21 protein-coding genes are annotated in these 20,196 nt (G+C 61.2%); 11 read left to right on the forward strand and 10 right to left on the reverse strand.

The features are described 5' to 3' along the window. From C4J92_RS07140 to C4J92_RS07155, 4 genes are read right to left on the reverse strand one after another with little or no spacing between them, the layout of a single operon-like run. Window positions 1–1,038: an AbrB family transcriptional regulator gene (locus tag C4J92_RS07140; protein WP_124403373.1), complete on the reverse strand. Its 1,038-nt coding sequence runs from the start codon at window positions 1,036–1,038 to the stop codon at window positions 1–3. Continuing rightward, on the reverse strand, window positions 1,031–2,545 hold the full coding sequence (locus tag C4J92_RS07145; protein WP_057701193.1) for a tripartite tricarboxylate transporter permease: 1,515 nt from the start codon (window positions 2,543–2,545) through the stop codon (window positions 1,031–1,033). Before C4J92_RS07145 ends, C4J92_RS07140 begins: the two co-directional genes overlap by 8 nt. Window position 2,546: 1 nt before the next feature. Then, entirely contained in the window at window positions 2,547–3,005 is a 459-nt protein-coding gene (locus tag C4J92_RS07150; protein ID WP_124403374.1) for a tripartite tricarboxylate transporter TctB family protein, read from the reverse strand. A gap of 60 nt (window positions 3,006–3,065) precedes the next feature. Beyond that, window positions 3,066–4,055 (reverse strand): tripartite tricarboxylate transporter substrate binding protein, encoded by a 990-nt coding sequence (locus C4J92_RS07155; RefSeq protein ID WP_164484579.1) that lies wholly within the window; start codon window positions 4,053–4,055, stop codon window positions 3,066–3,068. A 393-nt stretch (window positions 4,056–4,448) separates the two neighbouring features. Between C4J92_RS07155 and C4J92_RS07160 the strand changes: the two genes are divergently transcribed. Then, a complete protein-coding gene (locus C4J92_RS07160; protein ID WP_124366210.1) occupies window positions 4,449–5,120 on the forward strand; it encodes a response regulator in 672 nt (223 codons plus the stop codon). Then, window positions 5,113–6,504 carry a sensor histidine kinase gene (locus tag C4J92_RS07165; RefSeq protein ID WP_124403375.1) on the forward strand — a complete coding sequence of 464 codons (1,392 nt, stop codon included), beginning with the start codon at window positions 5,113–5,115 and terminating at the stop codon, window positions 6,502–6,504. The genes C4J92_RS07160 and C4J92_RS07165 overlap by 8 nt, the downstream gene beginning before the upstream one ends. Here the strand turns inward: C4J92_RS07165 and C4J92_RS07170 are convergent. Next, window positions 6,498–7,319 (reverse strand): HDOD domain-containing protein, encoded by an 822-nt coding sequence (locus tag C4J92_RS07170; RefSeq protein ID WP_124403376.1) that lies wholly within the window; start codon window positions 7,317–7,319, stop codon window positions 6,498–6,500. The two genes, C4J92_RS07165 and C4J92_RS07170, sit on opposite strands and share 7 nt — an antisense overlap. Window positions 7,320–7,357: 38 nt before the next feature. After that, window positions 7,358–8,299: a folate-binding protein YgfZ gene (locus C4J92_RS07175; protein WP_124403377.1), complete on the reverse strand. Its 942-nt coding sequence runs from the start codon at window positions 8,297–8,299 to the stop codon at window positions 7,358–7,360. A gap of 140 nt (window positions 8,300–8,439) precedes the next feature. Between C4J92_RS07175 and C4J92_RS07180 the strand changes: the two genes are divergently transcribed. Then, window positions 8,440–8,694: a succinate dehydrogenase assembly factor 2 gene (locus tag C4J92_RS07180; RefSeq protein ID WP_003189444.1), complete on the forward strand. Its 255-nt coding sequence runs from the start codon at window positions 8,440–8,442 to the stop codon at window positions 8,692–8,694. Continuing rightward, on the forward strand, window positions 8,678–9,124 hold the full coding sequence (locus C4J92_RS07185) for a protein YgfX (RefSeq protein WP_124369954.1): 447 nt from the start codon (window positions 8,678–8,680) through the stop codon (window positions 9,122–9,124). The genes C4J92_RS07180 and C4J92_RS07185 overlap by 17 nt, the downstream gene beginning before the upstream one ends. On the opposite strand, the gene nadB is transcribed toward C4J92_RS07185, so the two are convergent. Continuing rightward, window positions 9,093–10,709, reverse strand: a complete 1,617-nt coding sequence (gene nadB / locus C4J92_RS07190) for an L-aspartate oxidase (RefSeq protein ID WP_124403378.1) — start codon at window positions 10,707–10,709, stop codon at window positions 9,093–9,095. The two genes, C4J92_RS07185 and nadB, sit on opposite strands and share 32 nt — an antisense overlap. 463 nt (window positions 10,710–11,172) lie before the next feature. Here nadB and rpoE point away from each other — a divergent pair, with 463 nt between their 5' ends. The 4 genes from rpoE (at window position 11,173) to C4J92_RS07210 (ending at window position 15,021) form a co-directional block, all read left to right on the forward strand. After that, entirely contained in the window at window positions 11,173–11,754 is a 582-nt protein-coding gene (gene rpoE / locus C4J92_RS07195) for an RNA polymerase sigma factor RpoE (RefSeq protein ID WP_003172477.1), read from the forward strand. A 32-nt stretch (window positions 11,755–11,786) separates the two neighbouring features. Next, window positions 11,787–12,374 (forward strand): sigma-E factor negative regulatory protein, encoded by a 588-nt coding sequence (locus C4J92_RS07200; protein ID WP_057723059.1) that lies wholly within the window; start codon window positions 11,787–11,789, stop codon window positions 12,372–12,374. A gap of 16 nt (window positions 12,375–12,390) precedes the next feature. Beyond that, window positions 12,391–13,347, forward strand: a complete 957-nt coding sequence (locus C4J92_RS07205; RefSeq protein WP_124403379.1) for a MucB/RseB C-terminal domain-containing protein — start codon at window positions 12,391–12,393, stop codon at window positions 13,345–13,347. Window positions 13,348–13,581: 234 nt separating this feature from the next. Beyond that, the gene (locus C4J92_RS07210) at window positions 13,582–15,021 is read left to right on the forward strand and encodes a DegQ family serine endoprotease (RefSeq protein WP_124403380.1); all 1,440 of its coding nucleotides are present in this window, start codon (window positions 13,582–13,584) and stop codon (window positions 15,019–15,021) included. 66 nt (window positions 15,022–15,087) lie between these two features. On the opposite strand, the gene C4J92_RS07215 is transcribed toward C4J92_RS07210, so the two are convergent. Next, window positions 15,088–16,521: a M48 family metalloprotease gene (locus C4J92_RS07215; protein ID WP_124369958.1), complete on the reverse strand. Its 1,434-nt coding sequence runs from the start codon at window positions 16,519–16,521 to the stop codon at window positions 15,088–15,090. 95 nt (window positions 16,522–16,616) lie between these two features. On the opposite strand from C4J92_RS07215, the gene C4J92_RS07220 reads away from it, so the two are divergent. Beyond that, complete coding sequence (locus tag C4J92_RS07220) at window positions 16,617–16,856, forward strand: sulfurtransferase TusA family protein (RefSeq protein WP_124361736.1); 240 nt, start codon at window positions 16,617–16,619, stop codon at window positions 16,854–16,856. Between the two features lie 19 nt (window positions 16,857–16,875). Here C4J92_RS07220 and C4J92_RS07225 read toward each other — a convergent pair whose 3' ends face one another. Then, window positions 16,876–17,349, reverse strand: a complete 474-nt coding sequence (locus C4J92_RS07225; protein ID WP_124369959.1) for a peroxiredoxin — start codon at window positions 17,347–17,349, stop codon at window positions 16,876–16,878. Between the two features lie 10 nt (window positions 17,350–17,359). Then, the gene (locus C4J92_RS07230) at window positions 17,360–17,920 is read right to left on the reverse strand and encodes a glycine cleavage system protein R (protein WP_003189463.1); all 561 of its coding nucleotides are present in this window, start codon (window positions 17,918–17,920) and stop codon (window positions 17,360–17,362) included. A 262-nt stretch (window positions 17,921–18,182) separates the two neighbouring features. Here C4J92_RS07230 and dapA point away from each other — a divergent pair, with 262 nt between their 5' ends. Continuing rightward, window positions 18,183–19,061, forward strand: a complete 879-nt coding sequence (dapA, locus tag C4J92_RS07235) for a 4-hydroxy-tetrahydrodipicolinate synthase (RefSeq protein ID WP_124366220.1) — start codon at window positions 18,183–18,185, stop codon at window positions 19,059–19,061. A gap of 17 nt (window positions 19,062–19,078) precedes the next feature. Continuing rightward, a complete protein-coding gene (gene bamC, locus C4J92_RS07240) occupies window positions 19,079–20,194 on the forward strand; it encodes an outer membrane protein assembly factor BamC (protein ID WP_124403381.1) in 1,116 nt (371 codons plus the stop codon). Window positions 20,195–20,196 lie beyond the last annotated feature (2 nt).

The following is a 20,196-nucleotide window of genomic DNA, read 5'->3' on the forward strand; positions in this document are numbered from 1 at the left end:
TCAGATGGTTTCCGGCCGGCGGTTCCAATGCCTGAACAACGGCTCCGCCAGAAACAGCACAAACAACAGCCGCATCACCTGCATCGCCGTCACCAACGGCACCGACAATTGCAAGGTTTCAGCCGTGAGGCTCATTTCGGCAATGCCGCCAGGCATCATGCCCAGTGTCAAGGAGCGCAGGTCCAACTGGGTCAGGGCGCTAAGGCCCACCGCCGCCAATGTTGCCAGTGCCATGGTCAAGGCGGTGCCGATCAACGTGCGACCCATAAAGGATGGAGCCCTGCGAAAGAACTGGCGGTTGAAGTGACACGCCAAGCCGCTGCCGATCAGCCATTGGCCGATCTGGCTGCCGCCATCGGGCAGGCCGATATGCAGGTCCCAGACCACACTGGCAGTCGCACTCACCAGCAACGGGCCGAACAGCCAAGGGTTCGGCTGGCGCAAACGCTGCCAGCCCCAGGCGACCAGCGCGCCTAGCGGAAACAGCAGCGCCAGCCAGGCCCAGTCAACGGGCGCTGGATGAAACTGCGGCGCGCCACCGCCGAGCAGGTACTTGAAGATCGCCGGCACACACAGCACCACCACCAGCACGCGCAAACTCTGGCCCGCCGCAACCCGGCTGAGCACCGCACCATTGCGCGCGCCGAGGTTGACCATCTCACCGGAACCGCCCGGCATGCTGGAGAAAAACGCGGTAGCGCGGTCTTCACCGCTGCGGCGCATCAACCACACCCCGACCACGCTCGACAAACTCGTCACCAAGGCGCCGAAGAAGATCAGCCCGAAGTGGCTCATCACCTGTTCGATCACCACTGGCGTGAAGTGCAGGCCGATGCCGATGCCCACCACCCATTGGCCGCATTTGCGCCCGCCGGGAATTTCCGCCAATTGCCAGGGCGTGAGGCAGCGCACCAGGATGATCGCCAGCAACGAGCCGATCATATAGGGCAAGGGCCAGCCGACGAGGCTGGCCAGGTAACCGCCGGCCAGGCCGACCAGCGGTGTTCCCCACCAATGTTTGAAGGTGACTTCAGACATCGGCTACGGCACGACGCTGCAAGGAGCGCTTGCGCCAGATACGCAGCAGCGGCACGAGTAGCATGATGGCGGTCAGTACCCAGACGCCGAAGGTGATCGGGCTCGACCACAGGATCTCCAGCGCACCATTGGAAATCGACAGCGCACGACGCAGGTTCTGTTCCATCAGGCCGCCAAGAATAAAGCCCAGCAGCAACGGCGACAGCGGGAAGTCCAGCTTGCGCAGGATGTAGCCGAAGATGCCGATGGCGATCATCAGGAACAGGTCAAAGGTGGTGGCGTGTACGGCGTAGACGCCAATCGCGGTGATGATGGCGATCACCGGCACCAGCGCCCAGTTCGGCACGGCGAGGATGCGCGTGAAGATACGGATCATCGGGATGTTGAGGACCACCAGCATGATGTTGGCGATAAACAACGAAGCGATCAGCCCCCAGACGATATCGGGTTGCTGTTGGAACAGCAGCGGGCCCGGGGTGATGTTGTACAGCGACAGCGCGCCGATCATCACGGCCGTGGTGCCCGAGCCAGGAACGCCCAGGGTCAGCATCGGCACCATAGCGCCGCAGACCGAAGCGCCGATGGCCGTTTCCGGTGCTGCCAGGCCGCGCATGTCACCTTGACCGAACTTGCCGCTGGCGCCCGCGATACGTTTCTCGGTCATGTAGGCCACGGCCGAGGCCATGGTTGCGCCAGCACCGGGCAAGACGCCGATGATAAAGCCCGATACCCCGCAACGCAGGTTCACGGTCAGCACCGACAGGGCTTCCTTGACGTTGAACATCATGCGCCCGGTGGCTTTTACCGCTTCCTGGCCACGGTGGGTTTTCTCCAGCAGCAGCAGGATCTCACTGATGGAAAACAGGCCCAGCACCAACACCACGAACTGGATGCCGTCGGTCAGATGGATGTTGTCGCCGGTAAAGCGGTACACGCCACTGTTGGCGTCGATGCCCACACAGGCAAGGAACAGGCCGATCAACGCCGAGACAAAGGTTTTCAGCGGCTTGTCACCGGCCATGCCGCCCAGGCAGACGATCGCAAACACCATCAGCACGAAGTACTCGGCGGGTCCAAAGGCAATCGCCCATTTGGCCAGCAGCGGGGCGAACAACACCATGCCGCAGGTGGCGATAAACGCGCCGATGAACGAACTCCAGGCAGACAGCGACAACGCTACGCCGGCCATGCCTTTGCGGGCCATCGGGTAGCCGTCGAGGGTGGTCATCACGGTGGAGGCTTCGCCCGGGATGTTGAGCAGGATCGAGCTGATCCGGCCGCCGTATTCGCAGCCCAGGTACACGGCTGCCAGCAGGATCAGTGCCGACTCGGGCGGCAGGCCCAGGGCAAACGCGATGGGAATCAACAATGCCACGCCATTGATCGGCCCCAGGCCCGGCAGCAGGCCGACCACGGTGCCGATCAGGGTGCCGCACAGTGCGGTCACCAGGTTATAGGGGCTCAGCGCGACGCCGAAACCCTGGCCCAAATAGCCGAAAGTATCCATATCAGTTCTCCAGAACGTCGAGCAGACCGAGGGGTAGTGGCACGTCCATGGTTTTATCGAACAGCAGATAAAGACCGATGCTCATCAAGGTGATGATGACCACGCTGGGCAACCAGCGACCGCCGTACAGCCGTGCCATCGGAATACCGATCAGCATGCTGCTGAGAATGAAACCCAGGGATTCGAACGTACCGGCAAACACCACCAGCAAGGCCACGCACAGGCAGATCTTGATCAGGGTCGGGCGGTCCAGCGCTGGTTCGTCGTCGGTGTGTTTGGTCGGTTGCGGGCGAATCAGCATGTAGATCAGCGCCAGGCCCATCAGCCCGATCAGCAGCAGGGGGAAGGCCCGAGGCCCTACCGGCTCGTAGGAAAAGGCCGCCTGATAGGGCCAAGCCATCAGCGCGAGGCCGATGCAGGCCACTAACATCACAGCAGCGAAAATACGTTGTAAGAGCATGGTGAACTCCTGGGCCACACCGCGTGTTTAAACGGGCGTGGCCGCGCGAAAGCGGGGCGTTTACTGGATCAGGCCGAACTCTTTGGCCAGCACTTTGTAGTCAGCCACCTGTTTTTTCACGTAGGTGTCCAGTTCCGGGCCGGTCATGGCGAACGGGAACAGCTCGCGCTGGTCACGCAGCTTGGCGAACTCGTCGGAAGCCAGCAGTTTGTCGAACGCATCCTTCCACCAGGCGTAGTCGGCATCGCTGACTTTTGGCCCGAGGTAGAAGCCACGCACCACTGGCCACACGATGTCATAGCCTTGCTCCTTGGCAGTCGGGATGTTCTTCATTTCCGGCTCGTCCAGGCGCTGCTCGGAGAACACCGCCAACAAGCGCATGTCACCGCTGAGGATGTGTGGCATGGAGTCGGAAATATCGGTGCTGCCCACCTGAATGTGGCCGCCGAGCAACGCGGTAGCGATTTCGCCGCCGCCTTCCAGCGCGACGTAACGCAGCTCGCGCGGATTGATCCCGGCGGCCTTGGCGATCAGGGCGGTTTGCATCCAGTCCTGGCTGCCAACCGTACCGCCGGAACCTATCACTACGCTGCCTGGATCTTTCTTCAAGGCTTTTACGAGATCGTCGAGGGTCTTGTAGGGCGAATCACTTTTCACTGCGATGGCACCGTAACTGGTGCCTACCGCTGCGAGCCAGCGCACGGCGCTTTCATCGAAGCGACCGAACTTGCCCTGGGCCAGGTTCAGCAATGAACCGCTGGACCAGGCCACCAGGGTACCTCCATCCGCAGGGCGCTGAGCGACCACCGCGTTGTAGGCCACTGCGCCCACGCCGCCTGGCATGTAGGTCACGCGCATCGGCTTGCTCAGCAGTTTCTGGTTGACCAGCGCGCTTTGTGCCAGCTTGCAGGTCAGGTCAAAACCACCGCCCGGGGAAGCCGGGGCGATGCATTCAGGGCGCTTGGGTTCGTCGGCGGCCAGCAGTTGGCCGGCAAACAGCATGCAGCCGGCGGTAATGGCAACTTTACGCAGTGAAAGGGTCATGGTGATCTCCGTATTTTTGTTATGGGTGGCTTAGCCGCGTGCAATGCTGTGCCTGGCGTTGCGCGAGCGCACGGCCACCGTCTTCGAAGACGGCAAGAGCAGAGTGGTGTGAGTAAGGCGGGAATTTCTTGCAGGCGGGCGAGCCTGGGACTGTATCGACAGCATCGTGGTGCACTCCGTTATTGTTCTTATTTTGGCGAAAACGCTTCGAGGCGTTTTTCGGGCGCTACGGGTGAGGTAGCTCGGCGGGCGTAACCACCGTGACTGGATGCTAAAGGGCGAAGCTTTCACTAACCTTTCAGTTGCCTTTCAATGTTTTCGGGCTTCACAGGGCAGGTTGCGCCTGTAAACTGCCCGCCAAAGCGTGGCGTCGCCCACGCCTGCACGAGGTAGAAATTCATGCGTGTCCTTCTGGTTGAAGACCATTTGCAACTCGCCGAAAGTGTCGCCCAAGCGCTCAAGAGCATAGGGTTGACCGTCGACGTATTGCACGATGGCGTGGCTGCGGACCTGGCGTTGAGCAGCGAGGAATACGCGGCGGCGATCCTTGATGTGGGGCTGCCGCGCATGGATGGCTTCGAAGTGTTGGCACGCTTGCGCGCCCGTGGAAAAAATTTGCCGGTGTTGATGCTGACGGCACGCAGCGATGTAAAAGACCGCGTGCATGGCTTGAACCTGGGCGCCGACGATTACCTCGCTAAACCGTTTGAACTGACGGAACTGGAGGCGCGGGTCAAGGCGCTGCTACGGCGCAGCGTATTGGGCGGCGAGCGCCAGCAGGCGTGCGGCGTGCTGGTGTACGACCTCGATACCCGGCGCTTCACGGCCGGTGGCGAACTGCTGACGCTGACCTCGCGCGAGCAAGCGGTGCTCGAGGCGCTCATCGCCCGGCCTGGCCGCGTGATGAGCAAGGAGCAACTGGCCTCCCAGGTGTTCGGTCTCGACGAAGAAGCCAGCCCGGACGCTATCGAGATTTATGTGCACCGCCTGCGCAAGAAACTCGACGGCCAGCCTATCGCCATCGTGACCTTCCGTGGCCTTGGCTACCTGCTGGAAGCCCGCGATGCATAAGCCCAGCAGCTTGCGCTGGCGCCTGCTGTGGAACCTCGCGCTGTTGCTGGTGCTGCTGATGCTCGCCAGCGGCATGAGTGCCTACTGGAACGGGCGCGAAGCGGCCGACACCGCCTATGACCGCACGCTGCTGGCCTCGGCGCGCACCATTGCCGCCGGCTTGACCCAGGTGGATGGCACGCTCAGTGCCAACGTGCCCTACGTGGCCCTGGACACCTTTGCCTACGACAGCGCCGGACGCATCTATTACCAGGTCAACGACATCAACCAGAAGCTGATATCGGGTTACGAAAACCTTCCCGGCCCGCCGCCCGGCACCCCACGTACGGATGATTACCCAGCCTTGGCGCGGTTCTACGACGCCGTGTATCAGGGCCAGCCGGTGCGCGTGGTGAGCCTGCTCAAGGCCGTCTCCGAGCCGAACATGAATGGCATGGCGGAGATCCGTGTCGCGGAAACTGACGAAGCCCGGGTCGCCATGGCCCGCAGCCTGATGGCCGACACCTTGTTGCGCCTGGGCATGCTGGCCATTGGCGCGCTGTTGCTGGTGTGGTTTGCCGTCAGCGCGGCGCTGCGCCCGCTGGAGCGCCTGCGCACGGCGGTGGAAGAACGCCAGCCTGACGACCTGCGGCCCTTGCCGCTGGTAGAGGTGCAGGATGAGTTCGGCCCGCTGGTGCGCTCCCTCAACCATTTCACCGAACGCTTGCGCGGCCAGTTCGAACGCCAGGCGCAGTTCATTGCCGACGCCGCCCACGAGTTGCGTACGCCGCTGGCCGCGCTCAAGGCCCGCCTGGAACTGGGCCTGCGCGCCGAAGACCCGGCCACGTGGCGCTCCACCCTGGAAACCGCCGCCCAGGGCACCGACCGTCTCACGCACCTGGCTAATCAGTTGCTGTCCCTGGCACGCATCGAAAACGGTGCCAGGGCCATTGCCGAAGGCGGCGCGCAGTTGCTCGACCTCAGCCAATTGGCCCGGGAGCTGGGCATGGCCATGGCGCCATTGGCCCACGCGCGAGGCGTTGCCTTGGCGCTGGAAGCAGACGAGCCGGTGTGGCTGCGCGGCGAACCGACGCTGCTCAATGAGTTGCTGAGCAACCTGGTGGACAATGCGCTGGCGCACACACCACCGGGTGGCAACGTGATTTTGCGGGTGACGGCGCCAGCGGTGCTCGAAGTCGAAGACGACGGCCCCGGTATCCCGCTGGATGAGCGGGACCGGGTGTTCGAGCGATTTTATCGGCGCAGCCAGCAGGGTATGGGGTCGGGCCTGGGACTGGCGATTGTCGGGGAGATCTGCCGTGCGCACCTGGCGCAGATCAGCCTGCACGATGGCGAATCGGCGGGGTTGAAAGTGCGCGTGAGTTTTATCGCCGGGGATCAGTAGAACATCGAACGTGCTTCATCCAGCTCGGTGCGCAATTTTTCGCTATAGGGATCAATCCGCAGCTTCTTCACCGCCGGTACACCCGCCATATCGACGTTCGCCAGTGGGTGTCCGGTGTGGCGGTGACAGTAGAGCACGGCGACCTGCACCACATCGATGTAATCGAGCTGGGCGCCGTCGCGTTCCAGGTTCAGATACTGGCCGGGCAGTTTTGCCAGCATTTCGGGGAAGTCCCAGCCGCTGAGCAGCTTGTCGCCCAATACCGGATGGATGCTGTCGATCACGTGGTTGAGGCTGACCGGGTCGGACAGCAGCTCGTAATGGTCTTCGGCGTAGGTGAGGATCGGCAGCACCCCGATCTGGTGCACCAGGCCGCCCAGGGCCGCCTGGTCCGGCTTGAGTTGGCTATGCCGACGACACAAGGCATAGCTGACGCCCGCGACCTCCAGGCTGCGGCGCCACACTTCGCGCATTTTCTGTTCGACCACCTCGGAGCGGGCGTGAAAGATCTGCTCCATGACCAGGCCGATGGCCAGGTTGCTGCTGTAATTGGTGCCGAGCCGGGTGATGGCGGTGTGCAGGTCGGTAACTTCCTGAGTTGCTCTGAGCAACGGGCTATTGACCACTTTGATCAGGCGCGCCGACAGGGCGGTATCGCGACTGATCACTTTACTCAAGTGGCTGATGCTGATCTCCGGGTCTTCGGCGGCCTGACGAATTTTCAGGGCCACCTCCGGTAATGTCGGCAGAACCAGGTCATCGTTGTCGATGGCCTTCATCAAAGCCTGTTGGACTTTTTCCGCCAGCTCGTTCATTCATACTCTCTAGGGTGTTGCAAAAAAAAGTACGGCGGTTAACGCTGGATCTCACGATCACGGTCCAGCGCGTAGGGCAGGTCAAGCAGCCGCAGGCGCGGGCCTTCCAGGCTGCCTAAGCGTACGTCGCCATTATCGGCAGCTTCGGCTTGCAGCACGGCAAGAAGTTCAATGGACTGATCCGCTTTTGCCGCGATGACCACTTCGCCGATCGAACTGTTATGACTCGGGGAAAATAGTGCGGTGCCTGGCTCGGGTAATTCGGTCGCAGCCAGACTCAGGCGGTACAGGCGGCGTTTGAGTTTGCCCAGGTACTGCATGCGCGCGACGATTTCCTGGCCGGTGTAGCAGCCTTTCTTGAAGCTGACGCCGCCCACCGCTTGCAGGTTGAGCATCTGCGGGATGAACAGTTCGCGGGTCTGCGGCATCACCTGGCCGATGCCGGCGCGGACCTGGCCCAGCAGCCATTCATTCAGCTCGGCTTGCGGCAGGCTTGCCGCCAACTGGCTGCGCAGGCTTTCGGCGTGTTCGGCGGGTGCCCAGAGTTCAGCGCGGTCGGGCGACACGCGGATGGCGATCAACGTCTCGGTGCGCGCCACGCTGTCGGTCTCGACCGGCAACGCCAGGCCCAGCGCGGCCAGCGCCTGGTCGGCATGCGCCAGGCCAAAACGCACCCAGGCGGCGCTTTCATCGGTGAGTTTGGATTTGGAGAACACTGCGTATTTCTTCAGGTCTGCCAATTGCGGCTCGAGCAGTTCGCTGGCCATGGCCAGGAGCACGCCGTCACCTTGTAGCAGGATGCGAAAACTTGACTGCATCCGGCCTTTTTGCGTGCAGCGCGCGCCCAGGCTGGCCTGGGTGTCACTCAGGTAATTGAGGTTGCAGGTCAGTTGGCCCTGCAGGAATTTGGCAGCGTCCGCGCCGCGGACGGCGAGAACGCCTTCGTGGGACAGCGAGCAGAAGAAAGCAGAGTCGGCCATGGGTCATCGCAGGTCAAAAAGTCATGGGTGCATCATAGAGGGGCGCCCGGCAAATGCATAGTTTCCATGGGGCGCGACCAAAGCCGGCTGTCCCGGTGCCGTCGGGCCTGTATACTTGCGCTCTATTTGAGGAGCGTTCCATGGTCGAAGATGTAGAAATCAATCGCCTCTACTGGCACAGCCGTCGCGGCATGCTGGAGCTGGACGTGTTGCTGGTGCCTTTCACCAAAGAAGTCTACGCGACGCTCAACCAGGTAGACCGCGACCTTTACGTACGGCTGCTGGAATGCGAAGACCAGGACATGTTCGGCTGGTTCATGGAGCGCGCCGAATCGGAAGATCCGGAGCTGCAACGCATGGTTCGGATGATCCTGGACCGTGTCCAGCCCAAGTAACCGTTTTGAATGCCGCTGGCAGGCCTCACGGCTGTTGCTGGCGGCGTATCTGCTTGCGCAGCTGTTCGCACTGGGTGCCTGCCTTGTAGTCGATCTGCCGCTTGCATCCCTTGGCATGCTGGCGTGCCTGGCCCACGCCGCCTGGGTGTTGCCGCGGCATGTGTTGCTGACTCACCGCTCGTCGATTCGGGGCCTGCGCCGCGATGAGGATGGCTGGCAATTGTTCAGCGCCGAGCGCGGCTGGCACAGCGTGCAACTGCGGCCTGACAGCCTGGCGCTGCCGCTGGTCGTGGTGCTGCGCTATCGTGTGCAAGGTGAACGATGGGTGCGCTCGACGTGCGTGCCTCACGACGCGCAGACCGCCGATATGCACCGGCGCCTGCGCGTACGCTTGAAGTTCAGTCGCCGTAGGTGGCTGGCACCAGAATAGTGTCGCGGGCCTTAGGCAGCATCTGCGGGTAGTCGAGGGTGTAATGCAGCCCTCGGCTTTCCTTGCGCGCCATGGCCGAGCGGATCATCAACTCGGCGACTTGGGCCAGGTTGCGCAATTCGATCAGGTCGCGGCTGACTTTATAGTTGCTGTAGAACTCGTCGATCTCATCCAGCAGCAAACGCACCCGGTGCTGTGCCCGTTGCAGACGCTTGTTGGTGCGCACGATCCCCACGTAGTCCCACATGAAACGCCGCAGCTCGTCCCAGTTGTGCGCGATGATCACGTCTTCGTCCGAATCCGTCACCTGGCTGGCATCCCAGCGCGGCAGGGCGGCCGGCACCGCGATGCGCGGCAGTTGTTCGAGGATGTCCGCCGCCGCCGAGCGCGCATACACAAAGCATTCGAGCAGCGAGTTGCTGGCCATGCGGTTGGCGCCGTGCAGGCCGGTGAAACTGGTTTCGCCAATAGCGTACAGGCCGGGCACGTCGGTGCGGCCATGCTGGTCGACCATTACGCCGCCGCAGGTGTAATGCGCGGCAGGCACGACCGGGATCGGGCCTTTGGTGATGTCGATGTTGAAGGTCAGGCAGCGTTCATAGACGGTGGGGAAGTGCGTCTTGATGAAGGCTTCGGGTTTGTGGCTGATGTCCAGGTAGACGCAGTCGATGCCCAGGCGCTTCATCTCATGGTCGATGGCGCGGGCGACGATGTCGCGCGGTGCCAGCTCGGCACGTGGGTCGAAGCGTTGCATGAAGCGTTCGCCATTGGGCAGCTTCAAGTGTGCACCTTCCCCGCGCAACGCCTCGGTGATCAGGAAACTCTTGGCCTGGGGGTGGTACAGGCAAGTGGGGTGGAACTGGTTGAATTCCAGGTTCGCCACCCGGCAGCCCGAGCGCCAGGCCATAGCGATGCCGTCGCCGCAGGCCCCGTCGGGGTTGCTGGTATAGAGGTAGACCTTGGCCGCGCCACCTGAGGCAAGGATGGTGAAGCGCGCGCCGTAGGTGTCGACTTCGCCGCTAGTGCGGTTGAGCACATAGGCGCCGAGGCAGCGCTCGCCGGGAAGGCCCAGGCGTTTTTCGGTGATCAGGTCGACGGCGACGCGCTGCTCCAGCAATTCGATGTTGGGGCGTTGGCGCGCCTGGTCGAGCAAGGTCCTGAAAATGGCGGCGCCGGTGGCGTCGGCGGCATGGATGATGCGGCGGTGGCTGTGGCCGCCCTCACGGGTCAGATGGAACTCGAAGCCGCCGTCATCGCTGCCCGCGTGTTCATCGCGGGTAAAAGGCACACCCTGGTCGATCAGCCATTGGATCGCCTCGCGACTATGCTCGACGGTGAAGCGCACCGCGTCTTCATTGCACAGGCCGCCGCCGGCATTGAGGGTGTCTTCGACATGGGACTGTACGGTGTCGGTGTCGTCCAGTACGGCAGCGACGCCGCCCTGTGCCCAGAATGTCGAACCGTTGGCCAGGTCGCCTTTGCTCAGCACGGCTATACGCAGATGGCTGGGGAGGGTCAGTGCCAGGCTCAGGCCGGCGGCGCCGCTGCCGATCACCAGGACATCGTGTTGAAACTGTTGGCTCATTGAATGGATTCCGCAAAAAGCGATCCGAAGAGGAGGCGCAAGCAGGACGCCTGGATCGGCGAATCAAAGGGGCACACGGACCACTAGTATATAGAGGGGTGGAGCGGCACAATAGCCAGGCATTCGTGGCATTGTGAGATTACGGTGCACAGCACCCGGTTAAACAGCCAGTCAGCGAGCGGGAACTTTTTGCATAAGCCCCGACTCAATAGCAGGTTGCCCGAAAGCTGGGAAAAACGTTGTGTTTATTGGCCCGTCGGGAGCATTGGACGTGTCAGAAAACCGACGAAAAGATTATTCGCGCAGCCGGCGTTGCCTGAGCTGCGTTTTTCGTGTGTGCCAAATCAGTGCGTGCCGGAAACTTGCTTGAAGGGGGAGAACTTTTGCGAAAAGCCCGAGTCTATGTTTACAAGCCTGATCGTTTAGTTATGCAAGCCTCCTTCGAGTACAACGAGGAGTGTTCATGCTAACCCAGGAAGAGGATCAGCAGCTGGTCGAGCGCGTACAACGCGGCGACAAGCGCGCATTTGATCTGCTAGTGCTGAAATATCAGCACAAAATTCTCGGGTTGATCGTGCGGTTTGTGCACGACACCCATGAAGCGCAGGACGTTGCACAGGAAGCCTTTATCAAGGCGTACCGTGCACTGGGCAATTTCCGCGGTGATAGTGCGTTTTATACGTGGCTATATCGCATCGCCATTAATACGGCGAAGAACTATCTGGTGTCTCGCGGCCGCCGCCCACCAGACAGTGATGTCAGTTCAGAAGATGCTGAATTCTATGATGGTGATCACGGCCTCAAAGATCTCGAGTCGCCGGAGCGTGCGTTGCTGCGCGACGAAATCGAGGGAACCGTTCATCGAACAATTCAGCAACTGCCAGAAGATTTACGTACGGCGTTAACTTTACGTGAATTCGATGGTCTGAGTTACGAAGACATTGCGAGCGTCATGCAATGTCCGGTGGGGACTGTAAGGTCACGGATTTTCCGGGCCCGGGAAGCCATCGACAAAGCCTTGCAACCGTTGTTGCAGGAAAACTAAAGACAGCGGCGACAGCCAAGAGAGGAACCGCCATGAGTCGTGATGCCCTGCAGGAATCGCTGTCCGCAGTGATGGATAACGAAGCGGATGAACTGGAACTTCGTCGAGTGCTCAACGCATTTGATGATGCCCAAACCCGTGATACCTGGTCTCGTTACCAAGTCGCTCGGGCGGTGATGCACAAGGATCTTCTAATCCCTCGTCTGGATATTGCTGCGGCCGTTTCTGCCGCGTTGGCCGATGAAGCCGTTCCGGCAAAAGCTGCTCGTGGTCCATGGCGTAGCCTGGGGCGTCTGGCAGTCGCTGCCTCGGTGACCGTCGCCGTACTGGCCGGTGTTCGTCTGTACAACCAGGACGAAATCGCCGGTGCCGAGCTGGCCCAGCAGACTCAGCAACCGGTCATGGCCGGTCCGCAAGTCAAAGGCCCGGCTGTACTGGCTGGCTACAAGGAAAGCTCTGATACCGCCGGCCCTATGGCTAACGGTGTGCTTCAGGGGCAATCCGGCTGGCAGGACCAGCGTCTCCCAGGCTACCTGCGTCAACATGCACAGGAAGCGGCTGGCAAGAACGCTGAAAGTGCTCTGCCATACGCTCGCGCAGCAAGCCTGGAAAACCGCTGAACCGCTAAGGAGCCCTATGCGCGCCATACCGCTCCTTACGCTCTTGTTCAGTAGTTGGTTTGCACTACCCGCCCATGCCGATGAAGCCCAAGACTGGCTGACTCGACTTGGGCGTGCAGAGCAGCAGCAAAGCTTTCAAGGTACGTTCATCTATGAGCGTAACGGCAGTTTTTCTACCTACGATATCTGGCACCTTGTTCAGAACGGTCAGGTTCGGGAGCGGCTATTGCAGCTCGATGGCTCTGCCCAGGAAATCGTGCGGGTGGAAGGTCACACTCAGTGCGTCAGCGGCACCCTTGTTGCCGGCCTGGGCAATTCCCGTGACAGTGCGTCACGTTCGCTGAACCCGCAAAAACTCAATCAATTCTACGATCTGGCCGTTATCGGCAAATCTCGCGTGGCCGGTCGTAATGCAATTATTGTTTCGATCACCCCGCGCGACCCTTACCGCTATGGTTTCGAGTTGCACCTGGATCGTGAAACCGCGTTACCCCTCAAGTCGTTGCTCCTCAGCGAGCAGGGGCGACTGCTGGAGCGCTTTCAGTTTGTTCGATTGAATACGTCCGCCGCTCCCATTGATCGAGACTTGCAGCCCAGCAGAGACTGCACGCCTGTTGCGATTGGCCGCAGCGAGACATCACAAACGCCCGCCTCCAATGCATGGCACCTGGACTGGTTGCCGCCGGGCTTTGAGCTGAGCAGCACTACATCGCGCAAAGACCCCCAGACAACCACCCTCGACAGCTTGATGTACGACGATGGGCTTGCACGTTTCTCGGTATTTCTTGAACCGACCGACGGCGCAAGTGTGTCGGAAACCCGCACTCAGCTTGGGCCTACGGTTGCGGTGTCGCGGCATGTGAATACGGTGGACGGGCAGATGATGGTGACGGTTGTCGGGGAAATCCCAATCGGCACCGCCGAGCGCATCGCGTTGTCGGTTCGCGGTGAAAAGGCCGCAGCCAATCCGTGAGTCGTTAATCCAGTGTTCATCCTGATCTTTCACTCTGCTGCCATGCTAGGGTGCCTGTCGAGAGCATGAAATGTCTGGATCAGCATTTTCACTTGCAAAAAATCCTTATGTTTTTTATAGGTCAGGGCTTCTCGGCCCTTGCCTTGTTTTGTTCGCGGAACAAAAAATGCCGGGCGCGGTTTCCGGCTTTTTTGAACCCTGTCGCTCAACCCTGCTCGTCGTAACGGGAGCTGTATGTCGATACCACGTTTGAAGTCTTACCTATCCATAGTCGCCACGGTGCTGGTGCTGGGTCAGGCCGTACCCGCGCAAGCGGTCGAGCTGCCTGATTTCACCCAACTGGTGGAGCAGGCCTCGCCTGCGGTGGTGAACATCAGTACCACGCAGAAATTGCCCGATCGCAAAGTTTCGAACCAGCAGATGCCCGACCTGGAAGGCTTGCCGCCGATGCTGCGCGAGTTTTTCGAGCGAGGCATGCCGCAACCACGCACCCCGCGCGGTGGTGGCGGTGGCCAGCGCGAAGCGCAGTCCCTGGGCTCCGGTTTCATCATTTCGCCCGACGGCTATATCCTCACCAACAACCACGTGATTGCCGATGCTGACGAGATCCTCGTGCGCCTGGCTGATCGAAGTGAGTTGAAAGCCAAGCTGGTCGGCACCGACCCGCGTTCCGACGTGGCCTTGCTGAAAATCGAAGGCAAAGACCTGCCGGTGCTCAAACTCGGCAAATCCCAGGACCTGAAAGCGGGCCAGTGGGTGGTGGCGATCGGGTCGCCGTTCGGTTTTGACCACACCGTCACCCAGGGGATTGTCAGCGCCATCGGCCGCAGCCTGCCCAATGAAAACTATGTGCCGTTCATCCAGACCGACGTGCCGATCAACCCAGGCAACTCCGGCGGGCCGCTGTTCAACCTGGCCGGCGAAGTAGTCGGGATCAACTCGCAGATCTACACCCGCTCCGGTGGTTTCATGGGTGTGTCCTTTGCGATTCCGATCGACGTGGCCATGGATGTCTCCAATCAGTTGAAGGCCGGTGGCAAAGTGAGTCGCGGTTGGCTGGGCGTGGTGATCCAGGAAGTGAACAAGGACCTCGCTGAGTCTTTCGGTCTCGATAAACCGGCGGGTGCGCTGGTCGCGCAGATCCAGGACGACGGCCCGGCTGCCAAGGGCGGCCTACGGGTTGGCGACGTGATCCTGAGCATGAACGGCCAGCCAATCATCATGTCGGCTGACCTGCCGCATCTGGTCGGCGCACTCAAGGCGGGTAGCAAAGCCAAGCTGGAAGTGATTCGTGACGGCAAGCGCCAGAATGTCGAGCTCACCGTGGGGGCAATCCCGGAAGAGGGCGCGACCCTGGATGCCCTGGGTAACGCCAAGCCAGGCGCCGAGCTCAGCAGCAACCGCTTGGGCATTGCCGTGGTTGAGCTGACTGCCGAGCAGAAGAAAACCTTCGATCTCAAGAGCGGTGTCGTGATCAAGGAAGTGCTGGACGGCCCAGCCGCCTTGATCGGCCTCCAACCGGGCGATGTGATCACTCACCTGAACAACCAGGCGATCGATACCACCAAGGAATTCGCCGACATCGCCAAGGCGTTGCCGAAGAATCGTTCGGTGTCGATGCGCGTGCTGCGTGAGGGGCGTGCGAGCTTCATCACCTTCAAGCTGGCCGAGTAACTTCCAGCCCACAAAAAAGCCCCGCCATCGGTGAATGATGGCGGGGCTTTTTTGTGGGCGATGGGTTTAGCTCATCATCCCTTTCACCAGGCGTTCCTGTTCGATCAACTCGCGCTGGCGTGCATCGATGCGCGAGGACAGTGGAAAATTATTGCCTGCGCGGCGCTTGGCAAAGTCCAGTTGCTGGATGGCTTGCTGGAAGTCGCCCACCAGGGCGAAATATTCGGCGCGTGCCTGGTGCAGGCCGATGATATTGCCCGACAAGCCACGGGTCTCGGCGACCTGATACCACACGTCCGGATCATCCGGGCGGGACTTGAGCAAGCCATCCAGGGCTTTCTCTGCATCAGCGGTGCGATTCTGTTTGAGCAGCAGATCTACGCGTACCTGGTTCAGCGGGTAGTTGCTGGGGTACTGGGCAAGCATGCGGTCAGTGCGTTGTTGTGCGTCTGGCATGCGATTGCTGGTGATGTCCAGCTCAATCTGCGCCAGGTTGTAGGTGATGTCGTTGGGCGCTTTGGCCAGCAGCGGTGCCAGGCTCTCCCGTGCTTCCTTGAGCTGGGTGCCCTTGATCTGGGCGATGGCCAGGCCATAACGCGCCACATCGTTCTTCGGGTTCTCGTCCAACTGGGCCTGGAAGCGCTTGGCGGCGAGGCCTGGCGTATCTTCGTACTTCAATTGCACCCGAGCGCGGATTAACTGATAGCGCAGGCTGTCTTCCTTTCCGCCGGGTTTGGCCTGCTCGGCGCGGTTGCGGGTGTCGGCGATCCGCGATTCCGTCACCGGGTGCGTCAACAGGAATTCCGGCGGCTTCGCGTCGAAGCGGTACTGGCGCATCAGGCGCTCGAACATGGTAGGCATGGAGCGCGGGTCGTAGCCGGCTTTCTCCAGGTTGAGGATGCCGATACGGTCGGCCTCCTGCTCATTCTGCCTGGAGAATCGACGCTGCTCCTGGATCGCGGCGGCCTGGGAGCCGGCAATCGCGGCGATGCCTGCATCGCCAGCGCCGGCTGCGGCAGCAATGATGCCGCCGAGCAGGGCAGCCATCATCGGGATCTGCATGCGCGACTGCGCTTCCACGCCTCGAGCAAAGTGGCGCTGGGACAAATGCGCCAATTCGTGAGCCAGCACTGATGCGTACTCACCTTCGGTCTGGGCATTGAGGAACAAGCCGCCATTGACCCCGACGATCCCGCCGGGTGCGGCGAAGGCGTTGAGTTGTGGGCTGTTGATCAGGATGAATTCCAGGCGACGGTCATTGACTTGGCTGGTCTCCACCAGCTTGTACACGCTGGTTTCGACGTAGTCCTTGAGCTGCGGGTCGTTGAGTTGCGAGACCTGGCCGCGCAGGTAGGCCAGCCAGGCGCGGCCCAGTTGGTATTCCTGTTGAGGCGAGACAATGGCAGAACTGGCGTCGCCAAGTGAGGGCAGCTCGTCAGCGAAGGCCGGGGAGGCCAGCAGGCAGGCCAGCGTCAGCAGGGTAGGGCGCAGGAAAGTCATGCACAAAGCCTTTCGACAAAGAGCTTACTGTAGCCGGACACTGAGCTTCGGACCAGATATTCTAAGCAGCTCAAATGTTTGCCTGGAGTAACACCATGACCGACGCTGTAGCCTTTGACGCCGAACTCGACGCCAGCGGCCTCAACTGTCCGCTGCCCTTGCTCAAGGCCAAGCTGGAGCTCAATCGACTGGCCAGCGGGGCTGTACTCAAAGTAACCGCCACGGACGCAGGCTCCCAGCGCGACTTCCGCACCTTTGCCAAGCTGGCGGGCCACACGCTGGTCCAGGAAGAAGAAGCGGCAGGTGTGTACCGTTATTGGTTGCGCAAAGCCTGATGGCTTTATGGGCTGAAGATCAGCCCTTGTTCAGCGCCTGCGCCGCCGCCAAGACTGCGTCCACATGCCCTGGCACTTTCACGCCGCGCCATTCCTGACGGAGCACACCTTCGCTGTCGATCAGAAAGGTGCTGCGATCCACGCCCAGGTATTCCTTGCCGTACAGCTTCTTCAGTTTGATCACATCAAACAGCTGGCACACCGCTTCGTCCTTGTCACTGATCAGCTCGAACGGAAACGCCTGCTTACTCTTGAAGTTCTCATGGGACTTCACGCTGTCGCGCGACACGCCAAACACTTCGGTATTGGCGGCCTGGAACGCGGCGTATTGGTCGCGGAAACCCTGGCCCTGGGTGGTGCAGCCCGGGGTGCTGTCTTTCGGGTAGAAATAGAGCACCACTTGCTTGCCCTTGAGGGCCGCAAGGCTGAAGGTTTGGCCGCTGGTGGCCTGGGCTTCGAAATCGGCGACGGGTGTGTCGATGGCTACCGGCATGGGCAAGTCCTTACATGGGGTTCTGTGGGCGCCAAGGCTCGATCAGGGCGTCAAGATTCAGGGCGTCGGCGAAATCCAGGAACTGGTCGCGTAGCCAACTGATCTGCACGCCGGCCGGCAAGGTCACGGTGAATGTGGCGTTGAGCATGGTGCCGCCGGTTTGTGGCGCCTGGTAGGTGTCGCAGGTCAGGTTCTCCAACTCGACGTTGTGGTCGATAAAGAACTGGCACAGCTCGTTGACGATGTCCGAGCGGTAGGCCGAGCTGACGTACGCCACGTAAGGCAGGGCCTGCGGGCGATTTTCCAGGGCTGCGCTGCGCACCACATTGACGGTGAAGTCGTGCTTCTTGGCCAGTCCCGGCAGGCCGGTCTCCAGGCGCGCCAAGGCGTCCCAACTGCCGGAAATCTGCAGCACCAGCGCACTGCATTCGCCATGGCGGGTCAGGCGCGAGGTCACGACGGCGCAGCGGTTCTCATGGCTGGCGCGGCACAGGACGTTGGTCAGCTCCATGGGGTTGGCGCCGAGGGCACTGATAACAAGGAATTGTTCGCGAACTGTGGGGGTGGACATGCAGCCTTCCTAAAGCGATGAGCGGTCGATACCGTCAGAGCTGTATCGATCAAAGGATGAAGGGTAGCGAAAACCATCGCCAAGGGCTAGGAGGTGGCGTTTTCATTACGTGAACGGCGTGCTTCACGCGGTGCTTTGGCCCAATGATGGCATTGCCCGTCGTTTAGTTACGCCAGAACGCATCGTCGCACGGTACTTCGCTTGTACAAGCATCTTGGCGCCAGTACCATTACGGCTCTCTTTTTCCGGCAGGAGCGGTTGCATGATTGCGGGCAGTATGGTGGCACTGGTCACACCCATGGATGCACAAGGTCATCTCGACTGGGACAGCCTGGGCAAACTGGTGGACTTCCACCTGCAAGAAGGCACCAACGCCATCGTAGCGGTCGGCACCACAGGTGAATCGGCCACCCTCGATGTGGAAGAACACATCCAGGTGATCGAGTTCGTGGTCAAGCGCGTTGCGGGCCGCATCGCCGTGATCGCCGGTACCGGCGCCAACTCGACGCGTGAAGCAATCGAGCTGACCAAAAACGCCAAGAAGGCCGGCGCCGATGCGTGCCTGCTGGTGACTCCGTATTACAACAAGCCGACTCAGGAAGGCCTGTACCAGCACTTTCGCACCATTGCCGAAGCTGTCGACATCCCGCAGATCCTCTACAACGTACCCGGCCGCACTGCGTGCGATATGAAAGCCGAAACGGTGATCCGCCTGTCCACCGTGGCGAACATCATCGGAATCAAGGAAGCCACCGGCGACCTGCAGCGCGCCAAGGACATCCTGGCCGGCGTGAGCAGCGATTTCCTGGTGTATTCCGGTGACGACGCCACCGCTGTCGAGCTGATCCTGCTGGGCGGCAAGGGCAATATTTCCGTGACCGCCAACGTCGCCCCGCGCGCCATGAGCGAAATGTGCGCCGCCGCCATTGCCGGTGACGCCACGACCGCACGTGCGATCCACGAGAAGCTGATGCCGCTCAACAAGACACTGTTTATCGAATCCAACCCTATTCCCGTGAAGTGGGCGCTGTTTGAGATGGGCCTGATGCCGGACGGTATCCGTCTGCCGCTCACCCGGCTCAGCGAAGCCTGTCACGAACCGCTGCGACAGGCCCTGCGCCAGTCCGGCGTCCTGGTTTAATTGAGGAAGCACTACGCATGAAGCGATTGGCCGGACTTTCCGCACTTGCCTTGATTATCTCCAGCACCAGTGGCTGCGGTTGGGTATGGGGCCCGGAAGGCTACTTCCGTGACCGTGGCAGCGATTACCTGGACGCGCAAGCAACCAAACCGATGCAACTGCCGCCTGACGTGAGCGTCGCCAAGCGCCTCGACCCGCTGCTGCCGATTCCGCGCAATGTCGCCGACGACACCGTCAAGGGCGAATACGTGGTGCCACGCCCGCAACCGATCACAGCGGTGGCCGATGCCAGCGATTACAGCCTGCAGAAGAGTGGCGACAACCGCTGGATCGTGGCTCAGCGCCCACCCGCCGAAGTCTGGCCGGTGGCCATGCAGTTCTTCCAGGACAACGGTTTTCGTCTTGATCAACAGCGTCCGCAGACCGGTGAGTTCACCACGGCCTGGCAGCACGGCAGCGAACTGTCCGCCAACATGGCCCAGCGTCTGCAGGCCAGTGGTGTAGCCGCCGATAACGAAGCCCGTGTGCGAGTGCGCATCGAGCCTGGCGTGCAACGCAATACCAGTGAAGTCTATGTGGTCAGCGCCGAGCGTCCTGCCGGCAGCACCGCCAACGTCGATTTCACCAACCGCTCGGTCAATACCGGTGTCGACGCCGCGCTGGTCGACGAGATGCTGGCCAGCATGAGCCGTATCTCCGAGAAGGGCGGCTCGGTTTCCCTGCTCGCCGCACGCGATTACGACACACCGAGCCGCGTCAGCCTTACCGAAGATGGCAGCGGCAACGTGGTGCTGAACCTGGGTGAAGACCTGGACCGTGCCTGGGCCAGCGTCGGTCGCGCGTTGGAGCAGGGTCCTTGGCGCGTTGAAGACATCAACCGCAGCCTGGGCCTGTACTACATCAACGTGGCCGAAAAGGCCGAGAAAAAGGACGACGAGCCAGGTTTCCTCGGCAAGTTGTTTGGCAGCCAGCCGACCAAGGAAGAAGTCGAGACCCGCGCCGAGCGTTACCAGGTTCGTTTGAGCAAGGTTGGCGAGAGCGTGCAAGTCACGGTCGAGAAGAACATCAACACCGTCGCGCCAGCTGAAACAGCGCGCAAAGTGTTGGGCGTGATTCAGGACAACCTGGGCTGATC

Origin of the sequence: Pseudomonas sp. R3-18-08 (genome assembly GCF_003852065.1) — a bacterium.
In the GTDB taxonomy this organism is placed as follows: domain Bacteria; phylum Pseudomonadota; class Gammaproteobacteria; order Pseudomonadales; family Pseudomonadaceae; genus Aquipseudomonas.